We start from the raw sequence: 13,305 nt of genomic DNA, 5'->3' as shown, positions 1-13,305 counted from the left end.
ACTGTCGAATAAAAAATGATTTTTTGCGATACTAATTCTCTTTTTCCCTATGGGACTAGTTAAGTATTGTACAGTTTAAATATTAAAAGGATATAAGCAATGAGTTTAGAAGATGATGTAATAGCAATTATTGTTGAGCAGTTAGGGGTAGATCCAAAGGAAGTTAATGAAAATTCTTCTTTTATTGAAGACTTAAATGCTGATAGTTTAGATTTGACAGAGTTGATTATGACTTTAGAAGAAAAATTCGCTTTTGAAATTTCTGAAGAAGATGCTGAAAAGCTTCGTACTGTTGGTGATGTATTTGCTTATATCAAAAAACGTCAGTCTGAGGAATAATCGGTTCTTATATTCTGTGTGCGCTGTAATCTTTCCTAGAGATGTAGCGCGCTCTTTTCCTTTTGATAGTAAATAAATCCGACTTCTTTATTTTCTATAAAGTAGTTTCTTTTTAGGTGCTTACATTTTTGATATAGGTCGCACGGGTTTTCGATTTAGTTTAGTTGATTCGCATATTTAAGGTTGTCTAAACCCTAATTGTTTAGCATATAACTCTAAGAAAGACAAAGCTACAGAGGGACATTCTTCAACTATATTTAGAATCTGTCCTTTACTTAAAACCAGAATGCGAACCTGTGTATTTGCAGATGCGTTATATTCTCTGAGCTTATTATTAAATAGGCTTTCTTCTCCAAAACAATCTAAAGGTTTTAAATTTAAAGGAGGGTCTAGTTCTTCTTTAGAAATAGTAACGTAACCTTCTACAATGATATAAAAGCTAAATCCAGGCTGTCCTATAGAAAATATACTGCTTCCAGGCTTGCATATTATCGTTTCAGTTTTATCAGCAATCGTTAGTAGAAGATCCATATCTAAAGATTGGAATATAATCGTTTTTTTTAATAGGAAGGCACGATCGATCAAGTTCATAAAAGGGTCCTTATTCTCACTATATATTTAGTTAAAACTAAATATATACAAATGTTTAATTTAAATTAATTCTACTATAGAGCTTCCAGAAGCTTTAAAAAGAATCAATGTTTTTTAAAATATTTGATTTTAATAGTCCTATAGATATCAATATGCTTGATAGATGATGTTACCCTTACGATGAAAGAGTTGCAAGAGGGAACAATTGAAATTGATGTCTTCTAATTGCAAATTTATTATGTCCTTCTTTTATGGAAATAGGTCATTCGACTAGATAGTGGATAAGAAGGAGGGGGTGAGAGTTTCTGTTTCTTCTTTAATGAATTTTTCGTGTTCTTGATTGTAGATTGTATTGGGGGATTGGAAATCAGGATCACAGTAAGAAAGTTCTTCTTTAAGTTGTTGGGCTGTTAATTTATTTAAAGATGAAGGAGAGCTTTCCATCATGTTTAGAAGTTCTTTAAGAGTTAGTGGAATTACTCCGCATTTGAAGTAATGTTTCTCACTATAGCATATGCCTGGTTGAGTAACGAATGGTTCTAATAAAGAGAATAGATGGCTATCACAGCTTTTTTCTAAAGATTCTAGAGCTTGGGCCTTGATTTTTTGATTTTTACTAGTTAATGCACGAATAAGTATATCAGAATGTTCCATAGATCCTAGAATCCCTAAGAGTGAAAGAATAAAATTTACTTCAGCATAATAATTAGAGTTCAAAGTGTTTACTAGTAAGCTAAGATTGTATGTAGGATACTTTATTTGAATATAGTGTCGGTGGTAAGAATAAAATAATGCCTTACTTGCTTTAGATTTTACGATTTTGTAAGCATGCTTTTTTAATAACCAATTATCGATTTTAGAAAGAGCTTTTGCGGCTAGAATACGACAGCGATTATGAATGCTTTCATCAGTAAGGACTTGGAGAAATGCTGGAGCTACTTCCTTATCTAAGTCGGCAATTATAGCTTCAGCATATTTTCTAGAGGTATTTTTCAGTTGTGATGTTGTCATTAATAAGTCTTTTATTAATGAAGTGTCTAAAGCAACCCGAATCGTTTTTAATAGATAATGGCTTGCTTCATTATTATCGGCACATTGCCTTAATATTTTAAGAAGTTTACGGCAATAGGGTTTATGATTGGCTCTAACAGAAGTATATAAGGCTTTACATGTGACAATCAAGATGTCTTCGTTAGTCGTATTTAAGAAATCTAGAAGAATAGGAAAATTTTCAGGATTTTTTTCTAGTTTAAGTATTGTCAACCCCATAGTTATATCTTGAGGACGATCAGAATAGAGTAGTTCTTTAAGGCGCTTATCAGAGAGATCTCTGTAAGGGCCGCTGGCTTCCTGTCTTCTTACCGTTAAAATTGCTGCAAGAAGTTTTTCTCCAATTGTATCATATAGGTCTTCAGCAATATGGGTAACATGTAAAAGATCATGTTCTGCAAAATACAGATGTATAGCCGATGCAATCGCGGGATGGGGGAAGATGCTTGTCCAGCGCTTTAAGAGCTCTAGGGTTAGAAAATCTTTAGCCCATAAGCTAGATTTGAGCATGTCTATAGTCTTTAATTTATTGGGAAGACTGAGCTTATTCATATGGGCTAAAAGACTTGGAAGTACACTGCGGCTTGCTAGATTTAAGAGGTGTTGAAAAGCAAAAGTTTGATGACGTTCGCTAGGATGTTTGAGGTGAGCAAGTAAAAAGAGTTCAATTTGTCTCTTTTGTTTGACAGTCATAGATTTGATCCAATCTTGCATCGAACGGGTAAGTTGTAAAGCTTGCGCCGATAGATTTTTCAGAATAGCCTGAGCATAGTAGGAGCGTACAAGGAACACTAAGACAGTGGCTACTAATGAAATGATCAGGCAAAAAACATATTGGCGAGAAGTAAAGAAACAGACTAAGGACCATACTAACATTCCAATAGGCTCGATAAAGGATTCGACTACAATGCGGATTTGGTTGCGGATTTTATTAGGGACCCCATAGATCAGTAGTTGAAGGTTATTATCATCAAGAGCATAGGTTACCCCTTCGCGCACTACCATACCAAGGATAGCGATGCTGAGGGTTGTTTTAAAAGTCCAACATAGGAAGAGGCTTAAGAAGCATAAAGGAGCAAATAAAATGATATTATTCACTCCGAGACGTTTTACTATCCTACTATAAGCAAAAAGAGCAAAGCACATGTTTCCTAAGGAAATCCATAAGGAACACTTTCCAATGTGGGCAACTAATTCAAATTCTTCTTTAGAAGCAAATTGGATTTCAAAAATTTTTAAATAATTAAACTCTGTAGCAATAGCCAAGAGTTGCATAAGGAAATAAAAACAGAGTAAATAAAAAGTATATTTATCATGCAAACAGAGTTTGAAAGCTTTTGATAGCGGGGGCGGGTGACCTGTATCTATAAAGTGATCATGATCATCAGAAAGAGCTTTTAGAGATTTTGAAACATAAAATACTATCGGGAATGTAAGCACAAGGGCGGTTGTAAATAAAATAAGAATGCCCTGTATGCCTATAATATGTACTAAACTAGCGACGATCCCACTGCCAATAGCGTCTCCTAAGAAGATAACAGCATTAAAAATACAAAAATGTCGTTTTCCATCTTGTAAATTAAAAAATTGATCTACAAATCCCCAGAAGCTGGTATAGGACAGTATAGTTAAACTCCAAATAAAGATACGGTAAAAGAACAAAGGAGAGTGAGGAAGTTCAATAGCAAAAATCGAAGAGAGCATGAGGTAAAAGTTGCAGAAAATAGATAAGGAAACAGGGATAAGAAATAAGGCTGTTGCGGAGATATGTTTTTTAAATAAATTATAAAGAATCAATGAAGAAAAGATACAAAGAATCAATGAGGAGCCTAAATAAACTTTGGGCAACTGCATAGATCCCAATCTTTCAATAAACAAACCTTCAGCAAGAGATAGGGTGCCATAGCAACCAATTCCCCAGACCAATCCTAAAAGAAAAAAAAGAAGAGCCCTTTTTTCTTCTCCATAATGTAGGTTAAACAGCAGGCGCAAAACTCTCTGCATAATCCATACCTACCAAGCAAAAAAGAATCATTTTATAAGAATAAAGTAATTAATTGCAAGGGAGGTATGAGGCAAACTACTATTATCTATCCTAGTTCAATTTCTTGTTTTAAGTTGCACGAATAGTTGTATTCCTGCTTGTTAGAATTACTGCTAGAGCCCCAATTATTGAAATAAAGAAAACAATAGAACCGCTGACCATAGCCCAAACTAGATTTGTCGTACCTTGTAGCAACGCAGCTACTGGTGGAAGTATTCCAGTAAATCCAAGGGCAGCTAATATAATGATAGCGATAGCAAGTAAGGAAATTGTTAGTAACAATGCTGTCATAACCATAGCACCCATACCCATTCCTCTTCTACTTTGTTGTAGAGTAATTCGTATCAATGCTATTTCGGTTCTTATAGAGGCCACTTCGGTTCCTAATTGCGCTATTTCGCTAGGGAGTACGGCTGTTGACTCAGTTCTTGAAGCTTGTGATGTAGGAATATGTACTCCACTACCTCCAGGAGCACCCGCTACAATTGTAAGAGGGATAGTGGCTGAAATTGGAGCTGTTGTTGGAATGCGGTGTTGATTGACGCAGTCCTGCAATACTTGAACTCGACTAGACAAATCCAACATTTGTGCGTGCAATGCGGAAGAAGATTCTTCTCCCAACCCTTCTAGGGGGAAAGCAGAACAGTTTTCTGGAGAAAGAAGGGCTGTAGAGGAGGTCATTGTCATAAAAATCACTAGTCTTTTTGAGTTTTTAAGTTGCTATTGTTTTCCACAGGTAATCAAAGTTGGTTGAAGTAAAGATCTAGCTCCAAATAAGCTCAAGCAAATAGTAGCAGTTGCTACAGATCCTATAATTGGTAAAGCCATACAAGCACCTATAGTATATAGATTCAATAGTGTTATTAATGCAGGGAATCCTCCGCAAACAGCAATGATGCAGGCTATAAGGATTGCAATTGCAATTATAGCAATTACTGTAAGTACGGTTGCCAATATTTTTTTGAAGATGCAGGGTGATTTAGCAGAAATTGGAAAAGAAGTACCGGACTTTTTCTCTGCATCTGCTTTAGATAAAACTATTCCAGCCGCTAACTTGATTTTATCTAATTCCTCTGGGTTTAATCCGCCTCCCCCCCTCGCTAATAGGTGAGCAGCTAGTGTATTTGAAAGATCAAGAGCTTGTTTTGTAGATTCATTCAATGTTTCTTGTTCTTGTAGCATTGTCCTTAGTATTCCTACATCGTTATTGATTAGGGCCACTTGTTCTGATAGCTGATAGATGTTAGGTGTGGACATATATTTCCCTCAAGAAAAACAAATTTATGCAAGGTATGTTAGGTTAGGATGTGTGTTATTTTCAATATTTAAATAATTTTTATTTCTAAAGGAGGTTAGGACGTCCTATCATGGTTGTAGTAGAAAAACCTTAAATATAGTTTTTTATTAAATTTCCATAAAATGATAAACGCCAAAAACCATTGCAATACCAAACTTCCTAGACTATAAAGAGAAAAAGGGTTCCACCACTGACCATCTTTAGGAAAGAGTCCTTCGTAAAAATACCATCCTAAAAGAAGAACTCCCTCGATTGGAAGTAAATATTTTACTGTGTAATCAAAAGCTCGATTTAGGATTAGATCCCCAGGAACTGCATTAATAACTTCCTTTCGTAGTTTAGGGAGTCCATAGGTTGCGGCAGCATAAATGAAGATCAGACCATTTACAATGAGTGCAATTCCCCAAACCGTATCTTGGTTCATAAAAAATTTTAGACTGAATGCTGAGGGAATACCTAGGACAAAAGCTATAGTTGTTGCTAAGGTCTCCGAAATATAGGGCTTTAATCCAAATTCTGATAATGTTTGTGAAAGAAGAAAGAGCATAGAAATCATGGAAGAAAGAGCAGCCATTGAAAATGCAAGGAAGAAAATAGAGCTGAATAGTATTGTTAAGTAATCTCCTCCAGGAAGACGAGTGAACAACTCGGGCAGGTAAATAAAGGTGACACCTATACTTGAAGCTCCTATTCCATCTTGTAATTGTGCTGTTCCTAAAATATCAAGGGAAGCACATGTTGAAAAAATAATAATTCCCATCATTAAAGAAACTAGATTATTACATACAGCGGTTAGCGCCCCATTAGCGACGACGCCAGTTTTCTTTGAGGCAAACCCTGCATAAACCAGTAACAGCCCCCATCCTGCACCTGTGTCCCAAGCGTTTTGAGTGAGAGCTTCTATCCATACTTTATAATTAGCAAAAGAACTTTTGTCACAAGTAAAGAGTTGTTTGATTCCTTGAAAGGCTCCTGGAAGAGTGACTCCTCGCAAAAGCAGAGTAATAGTGCATAGAAAGAACGCAGGAATAAGGATTTTATTGCATTTTTCAATACCGTGAACAATTCCTTTACGAATTACAAGATAGGCTAAACCTAAAGAAATAAGGTGCGCCCATAGGGGAATAGAACTTTGATAGTGTGATGACCACAACTGAGCAAAGTCATTCCCTACGTGAATTTTTCCTGAAATTGCATAATAAAAGTAACTTAACCCCCAACCTACAATTGTGGAGTAGTAGGCAAGTATACACGTGGTAACGAGAGTAATGAATCCCCCTGCCCAAGCAAACTTTTTCCCAGCGGTTTTAATTAAAGCTCCTATAGGGGCATTTTGGGTTAGTTTTCCGATAGAAAGTTCGATAATAATCAGAGGGATTGACCATAAAAATAAAAAACCTAACCAAAGAATAAGAAATGCACCATCTCCGTTTTGGGCAGCAACTCTTGGGAAACGCCAAATATTCCCTGCTCCAACGGCAATTCCTATCATAGAAAATATAAATCCTAATCGAGAGGAAAAACTGGCGTGTTTTTTATTCATGCTCTAACTACTCCTATGGTGAAAGTGTTTTTGAGAGTTGTTTGTTTGCTAAACTGACTACGCAACAATCAGACCAGACATTTAGAGAAGTTTCTATCATGTCTAAGACAGTATAAAAGGGTAAAATAAGACCCAATATAGATAAAGGAACATTCATAGATGTAAGGAGGGAGAGAGTAAGGAAGTAACATCCCATGGGAACACCTGCATTCCCTATAGCTGCAAGTGTAGCAATACAAATCCATCCTAAAGACATCAATGGTGAGATGACCATTCCATTTGAAGTGGCAACAAAAAATACGGTAATTAAAATAAAAGCTGCGCACCCATTCATATTAATTACTGAACATAAGGGAAAACTAAATCGAGAAAGACTCGTATTTATTTTCAATTCATCTTCCGCAAGCTCCATAGTCAGAGGTAAAGTTGCTGCCGATGATTTTGAAAAGAATGCTGTAACCAGTGCAGGAGACATTGCTTTCGCTGTTTTTAAAGGGGAAACTTGATTTATTTTAAGTAGTACAGGGAGAACGATAAAACCTTGTGCAAGGTTCGCCCCCACTACACAAAGTAGATATTTACTAAAAATAGGCAGGTTTCCTTGATCCTTAAACTCTTTAAACAGTAAAACGGAGAACCCAAGCATAGCTATAGGGAGAAGTTTTAGGCCACCTCTAGCAAGATTTAGAAAGATAGAAAAAAATGAATTAAAAAATTGTTGAACAAAGATTTTTTCTTTTTCTTTCAGGAATAGGCTTGCAGTTGCTAATAGGCATGCTAAACAGGCAGTTGAGATTACATTTCCTGTAATAAAGGGCTTCAAAATATTTTCTGGAATCGTATCAGCCAGAACATCTAAATATCCTAAAGGATTACAATGCGTACTTGAAGATAGAGTCTCTTGTGAGATTATATGGGGACGGATTAAAAAGAAAAGACCAAGTCCGATAGAAGCAGCGATTAATGTAGTCAGTAGTGTATAATACAAAATTCTTTTCCCAAGAGTTATCATGGTGCTGAAGTTTTGTATAGAAGTAATCGTTGAACCAAGAGCACAGAATACTAAGGGGATGCTGAGTAAACGTAGGAACTTCAAAAAAGTGTTGGCTATGCACTCAGCAGAACGAAAAATCCAGGGCAGTTGTAAGTTTCCTAAACCAAGTCCGACGAATATAGAAAGAATTAGCAAAAGATTATTTTTGGTATAATAAGAGCGTTGTTTTTTCATAAATCGAGTAAAAATTTGATGGATAGGCAAGTATAACAATCCACGATTTTTTTTTCTTTTGGTTTAAATGCAAAAGATTTTTTAAAATGTAACTATGTCTTGTTTTAATCTTCCGGCTGCGAATGCAAAACTAAACCCAATTAGTCTTGAAAGCTGTTCTCTAAGACAACAATGGGTTGCCAATTATCATTCTTTATCTAATCGAGCATGTACACCCGGTGCTTTGTCATCACCGATTTGTAAAGTAAACAAGTACAGTGTCAATCTTTCTATAAGATTAACTTTGATTGTCCTTGCAGTATTGGTAGTTTTAGTTGGATTTAGTATAATGGTAGTGTCTGTACAAGGGGGGCTTCTAACGATAGGGTGGCCTTTGATTGCCGCGGCACTTCTTGTTCCAATGATTTTACTTACTGGTGGTATGTATGTTCTTCATCGTTTAGGGAAGAAAATAGATGTATTTTCGGGAACTCGTATTTCACTGTTTAGTAGACGTTATTGGGTTCCTATCACATGTGGATCAATATCGAAAAGCTCGGATCAAACGCATATCAATCTAATGACATATTTAGATATGTCAACGCTTAGTGAGCAGGGTTCGGGAATAGCTCCTGTTTATATATATCCTCCGCTCGAAAATCGCATACCACTTGGATTGGCGATTCCTGCTGCAATCCCCTTCGTAGCTTTGTTTAGGATGGTTTATAATTTAATACGTTTTTTAGTAGTTCCCTTCTATATTATTTTTCGGATGATTTACGAGTATTTTTGTTGTAAGCATCTTTCTAAAGAGAACAAATTTATTTGTCGTGACATTGTCCGAGAGATGTCTCGGTCTCTTGTTGCTTTTTTGAAAGCTCCTTTTTATGCAGTTGCTACTGTGATAGGAGCTTTTTATGGCTTTCTAGATCCTCTTGCAGGGCGTGTCATGATGGGTAATATAGAAAGGGATTGGAATGATGACATTATTCTTTCTCGATCTATATCTATGCAAGGCATGCACTCTTTATTTCGATTTGAAGGGGGAGGCGACCGTCAAGGTTTAGGACAACAAGGTTTTTATTTATTGGTTTGTTGTCAGCCAATAGCTATCTTTTTTTTTGAGAAAGGAGACATTGTTTTTGGGGCTCATACTTCATTCCAGATTCCTGAGAGGCGAACTTCTAAAAGAGTTTTTAGATACCCTGATGTAGGCGTAATTCCTAATTTGTCATGCAATAGCGAATCTTAAGGTTTTATTTTCAAAAATAATAAAATCTGCCATAAATCTATTAATTTTTTGTGAGCTCTAAATAGAATTTATTATTTTAGATTAGATGATGGTTGAGCTAATTTTGTGTTTTATTTATGGGAAATGATCTTTTCGTGTGGTAGACTTTTTCTTAAACTAGGTAAAAAGCCTTTTTTAAACAGGTAAAAATCTTTTTAATTGAAAAAATGAAATACGGTAGAATGGCCTCAGTTTTGAAGTTGTCAAAAGATGGTATGCTTTTCAATAAGAATAGATATTCTTATTTTTGCAAAAATTGAGTAAAATTTCTCGAAGTTCTTTAAAAAAACAGATTTTTGTTGAGAAGTAAAAAAACTTCTTAATACAAATTTCAAGATAATTCAATTACGATAATTAAAGACGGTGTATGATTAGATCACCACTACCTTTTATTTCCTCTAAAAGAGTTGTAAATAAATTAGGCTTGCAGGGCGAGTTCTATTGTTCTGAGGACGTGGTTGATTTTCTTATCTCTGAAATAGAGCTATTAGCCTACCAGAGTGAACCGAGTGAGGGTTATCTATCTTTGTCTCGGTCTATATTAATGATGACATATCATCATCCTGTAGTTTTGAAAAAAGTGATTTTTTATGGAGTTTCCTATGGCTTGAAACATAAAAGCATGGGAATTTTCATTGACGTTTTGACTTATATAGATTTTCTTTTTGAAAAACTAGGGATTAGTGCTTCTGACAGACTGTCCTTGTGTTCTGCAAGAATTTGCATCAATTTTGAAATCTATTCTCAAACTCAAGATATCAAATTTCTTTCGGAAGCTATAGAGAATTTTCGTTTGATAGAACAGCTTTTGCATATGCATCCTCAGCTAAAAAATCGTTTGGGATGGGAACACCTACGTCTAGGAGGTAAACAAGAAGAGGTTTCTTTGATTGCAAGTGCTTTAGTTTATCAGACCGTGGGCCGTGCTTTTATAGAGCTGTATCATAGACACCTAGAATTAAGCGATTTGATTTATGGTATGCAATGTCTATCCTTGGCTTTAGATTTATCTCCTAATAATCCCCATATTCATTCTGATTATGCTAAGAGCATGGTAGTTTTAGGGACTAGAGAGGGAAAGTCTTCCTATATAGAAAGGGGATTAGAGCATTTTTCTAAGGCCATTTTTTTAAGTTTTAGTAGAGAGAACGATACTGTAGCTTATCAAAATTATCGTTATAGTTATGCTCTTGCTTCTGTGAAGTTATTTGATTTGACTTATAAAAAAGAGCATTTTGACCAAGCGATCCATATTTTGTACCAAACTGTGCAAGCGTTTCCAAATCTTCCAGAATTATGGATGGTTTGGGGAGAACTTTTGATTCGTTCTGGATGGTTAAATAGTAATATGAAGTATGTTGAAGCAGGTTTGGAGAAGCTTGCTTCTTTACAAAAAAACACTAGTGATCCCATTGGGCTTTCAGGTTTATTAGCCTCAGGGATTGCTATTTTAGGATTGTATTTAGAGGAGCCGAATTTATTTAAAGAGAGTCGATTACGGCTTATTTCTGCTATGAGAGCTTTTCCTGGGAATAGTGCACTAGTTCATGCTCTTGGTGTTGTTCAGCTATGCTCAGCTCTTTATTTTAATGAGGATTCACATTTTGCCTCAGCTATTTCTTGCTTTCAGTCTTGCTTAGAGTGGGATTTTGATGCGACAGGAATGTGGCAAAAATTATTTGATGCTTATTTTTCTTGGGGGGTCAAGAAGAAAAATGCTAGATTATTACGAAAGGCTGTCGATGTGGCAAGTAGGCTATGTTCTTTGCGTCCTGAAGCTTTTTTATTTTGGAGTGATCGTGGATTAGCGTTAAAATGCCTTGCAGAGGTTACAAGTGATGAGGCTTACAAAGAGATTTTTTTACTCGAGTCGCTCTTATATTATCAAAAAGCATGGGATTTAAGTGGTCGAGTTGAAATTTTAGAACTTTGGGGACATTCGCATTATTTACTTGCTGATATGCAAGACAATTTATTTCATTATAATGAGGCATACAGGCTATTAACGAAAGACTATGTTACGTTATCTTCACCTAGAGTTAAGTTGCTTCTTGCTGCTGTTTTGTTAGGAAAAGGAAAGTTATTAGAAGATACAGCTTTTGTTGAAGAAGCGCTGGCTATTTTAGAACCTTTAATTGAAGCGCATCCTGAAGATGAAAAATTTTTACTTTTATTAGGAAAAGTATACTTATTTCTGTTTTGGAAAAATAAGAATATATATCTAAGTAAGCTTACTAGGACATGTTTAGAGAAGGCTATTTCTTTGGGTTGTTCAGAAGCTTATTATACTCTAGGAAAATTCTATGCAATCACAAAAGATATAGAGAAGGCATGGGGAATGGTAATTCGTTCAGCTCAATATGGTGTCCGCATTACAGAAGCCAAGTGGTTAAATGATCCTTATTTAGCTAACCTTAGGGAAATACATACGTTTCGTGAAGTTGTAGAGAATCAAAGGGAGAGGTTATGGTTGGCGAGCAAAATCGAAACGAAGAAAAAATAGATACAGCTTTTAGTTCTGGAAATTTAATGGATTCTAAAACGAGTCATTTAGATGATGAGCTAAGCTTTAAATTAGAAAAAGCATTTACCTGTCTTTCAACAGATATACATTCTCATGATCTTTCTAAAATTGTGATTGAGTATAATCCTATAGATCTTGCTTACGCTGTTTCCTGTCTTCCTTCTGAATCACGTGCTATTCTGTATAAGAATCTGTCCTGTATTACTGCTAAAGTCGCCTTTATTATTAATACTGACTCTGCCTCACGGTGGGCAATTTTTCGTAGGCTATCTGATACTGAGGTCTGTGCTTTGATTGAACAGATGCCTCCAGACGAAGCTGTATGGGTGTTAGATGATATTCCCGATCGTAGGTATCGCAGAATCCTCGAGCTTATAGATTCTAAAAAAGCATTAAAAATTCGTGATCTCCAGAAGCACGGAAGAAATACTGCAGGAAGGCTTATGACTAATGAGTTTTTTGCCTTTTTGATGGAAACCACAGTAAAAGATGTTTCTGCTTGCATTCGAAGTAATCCTGGGATTGATTTAACCCGTTTAGTATTTGTTTTGGATTTTAAAGGTGAGTTGCAAGGGGTTGTTACTGATAGAAGTTTGATTATCAATCCTCCTGAGATGTCTTTGAAACAGATTATGAATCAAGTTGAACATAAGGTACTGCCAGATGCTACACGTGAAGAAGTGGTTGATCTTGTAGAAAGGTATAAAATTGCAGCCCTTCCTGTCGTTGACGAGGAAAACTTCTTGATAGGAGCTATTACCTATGAAGACGTTGTTGAAGCTATTGAAGATATTGCCGATGAAACTATAGCTAGGATGGCAGGGACTACTGAAGATGTAGGGTACCAAACTTGCCATGTTGTACAAAGATTTTTACTTAGAGCTCCTTGGCTTTTAGTAACTCTTTTCGCTGGTTTGATTAGTGCCTCTGTGATGGCATATTTTCAAAAAATTTCTCCCGCCCTTTTGGCAATAATTATATTTTTTATTCCTTTGATTAATGGAATGTCAGGAAACGTAGGCGTTCAGTGTAGCACGATTTTAGTGCGTAGCATGGCTACAGGAACTCTTTCTTTTGGACGTCGTCGTGAGACTATTTTTAAAGAGATGAGTATAGGATTACTTACAGGAGTTGTTTTAGGGATTCTATGTGGTCTTGTTGTCTATTTAATGGGATTTCTAGGGTTAAATATTTTTTCTGGAGGAGGAATTCAACTAGGGGTTACTGTAGCTACTGGGGTTTTAGGAGCCTCCCTTACTGCTACGACTTTGGGGGTTTTATCTCCGTTTTTCTTCGCTAAATTAGGAGTTGATCCTGCTTTAGCTTCTGGGCCAATTGTTACTGCTTTAAATGATATTATGTCAATGATAATTTTCTTCCTAATAGCAGGAAGTATAAACTTTCTTTTTTTTAGTTAAT

At 35.8% G+C, this 13,305-nt stretch carries 10 protein-coding genes; 4 read left to right on the top strand and 6 right to left on the bottom strand.

All coding sequences use genetic code 11. The annotated features are described in order from the left end of the window. Positions 1-99: 99 nt before the first annotated feature. Complete coding sequence (acpP, locus tag C834KP_RS01320) at positions 100-339, top strand: acyl carrier protein (protein WP_108896405.1); 240 nt, start codon at positions 100-102, stop codon at positions 337-339. Positions 340-516: 177 nt separating this feature from the next. Here acpP and C834KP_RS01315 read toward each other — a convergent pair whose 3' ends face one another. From C834KP_RS01315 to C834KP_RS01290, 6 genes are all read right to left on the bottom strand, one after another. Then, complete coding sequence (locus C834KP_RS01315; RefSeq protein ID WP_108896404.1) at positions 517-930, bottom strand: cyclic nucleotide-binding domain-containing protein; 414 nt, start codon at positions 928-930, stop codon at positions 517-519. Between the two features lie 270 nt (positions 931-1,200). Beyond that, positions 1,201-3,984, bottom strand: a complete 2,784-nt coding sequence (locus tag C834KP_RS01310; protein WP_108896403.1) for a hypothetical protein — start codon at positions 3,982-3,984, stop codon at positions 1,201-1,203. A 109-nt stretch (positions 3,985-4,093) separates the two neighbouring features. Beyond that, positions 4,094-4,711, bottom strand: a complete 618-nt coding sequence (locus C834KP_RS01305; protein ID WP_108896402.1) for a hypothetical protein — start codon at positions 4,709-4,711, stop codon at positions 4,094-4,096. 33 nt (positions 4,712-4,744) lie between these two features. Further along, entirely contained in the window at positions 4,745-5,281 is a 537-nt protein-coding gene (incB, locus tag C834KP_RS01300; protein WP_108896401.1) for an inclusion membrane protein IncB, read from the bottom strand. Between the two features lie 95 nt (positions 5,282-5,376). After that, a complete protein-coding gene (locus C834KP_RS01295) occupies positions 5,377-6,864 on the bottom strand; it encodes a sodium-dependent transporter (RefSeq protein WP_108896400.1) in 1,488 nt (495 codons plus the stop codon). 13 nt (positions 6,865-6,877) lie between these two features. Next, a complete protein-coding gene (locus tag C834KP_RS01290) occupies positions 6,878-8,092 on the bottom strand; it encodes a dicarboxylate/amino acid:cation symporter (RefSeq protein ID WP_108897123.1) in 1,215 nt (404 codons plus the stop codon). Between the two features lie 94 nt (positions 8,093-8,186). Here C834KP_RS01290 and C834KP_RS01285 point away from each other — a divergent pair, with 94 nt between their 5' ends. From C834KP_RS01285 to mgtE, 3 genes are all read left to right on the top strand, one after another. After that, positions 8,187-9,323: a hypothetical protein gene (locus tag C834KP_RS01285; RefSeq protein WP_108896399.1), complete on the top strand. Its 1,137-nt coding sequence runs from the start codon at positions 8,187-8,189 to the stop codon at positions 9,321-9,323. Between the two features lie 406 nt (positions 9,324-9,729). Continuing rightward, the gene (locus C834KP_RS01280) at positions 9,730-11,865 is read left to right on the top strand and encodes a tetratricopeptide repeat protein (protein WP_108896398.1); all 2,136 of its coding nucleotides are present in this window, start codon (positions 9,730-9,732) and stop codon (positions 11,863-11,865) included. Positions 11,866-11,891: 26 nt separating this feature from the next. After that, positions 11,892-13,304, top strand: coding sequence for a magnesium transporter (gene mgtE, locus C834KP_RS01275; protein ID WP_108897122.1), 1,413 nt, complete (start codon positions 11,892-11,894; stop codon positions 13,302-13,304). Position 13,305: the final 1 nt, after the last annotated feature.

Source organism: Chlamydia serpentis, from assembly GCF_900239945.1.
Taxonomy (GTDB): domain Bacteria; phylum Chlamydiota; class Chlamydiia; order Chlamydiales; family Chlamydiaceae; genus Chlamydia; species Chlamydia serpentis.
Note: the sequence above shows the minus strand (reverse complement) of the source record. Positions and strands in the feature narration are given on the sequence as shown.

Bases quoted from the DNA above. Each gene is read 5' to 3' on its own strand.
- acpP (WP_108896405.1), top strand. From the start codon at position 100: ATGAGTTTAGAAGATGATGTAATAGCAATTATTGTTGAGCAGTTAGGG.
- C834KP_RS01315 (WP_108896404.1), bottom strand. From the start codon at position 930: ATGAACTTGATCGATCGTGCCTTCCTATTAAAAAAAACGATTATATTC.
- C834KP_RS01310 (WP_108896403.1), bottom strand. From the start codon at position 3,984: ATGCAGAGAGTTTTGCGCCTGCTGTTTAACCTACATTATGGAGAAGAA.
- C834KP_RS01305 (WP_108896402.1), bottom strand. From the start codon at position 4,711: ATGACAATGACCTCCTCTACAGCCCTTCTTTCTCCAGAAAACTGTTCT.
- incB (WP_108896401.1), bottom strand. From the start codon at position 5,281: ATGTCCACACCTAACATCTATCAGCTATCAGAACAAGTGGCCCTAATC.
- C834KP_RS01295 (WP_108896400.1), bottom strand. From the start codon at position 6,864: ATGAATAAAAAACACGCCAGTTTTTCCTCTCGATTAGGATTTATATTT.
- C834KP_RS01290 (WP_108897123.1), bottom strand. From the start codon at position 8,092: ATGAAAAAACAACGCTCTTATTATACCAAAAATAATCTTTTGCTAATT.
- C834KP_RS01285 (WP_108896399.1), top strand. From the start codon at position 8,187: ATGTCTTGTTTTAATCTTCCGGCTGCGAATGCAAAACTAAACCCAATT.
- C834KP_RS01280 (WP_108896398.1), top strand. From the start codon at position 9,730: ATGATTAGATCACCACTACCTTTTATTTCCTCTAAAAGAGTTGTAAAT.
- mgtE (WP_108897122.1), top strand. From the start codon at position 11,892: ATGGATTCTAAAACGAGTCATTTAGATGATGAGCTAAGCTTTAAATTA.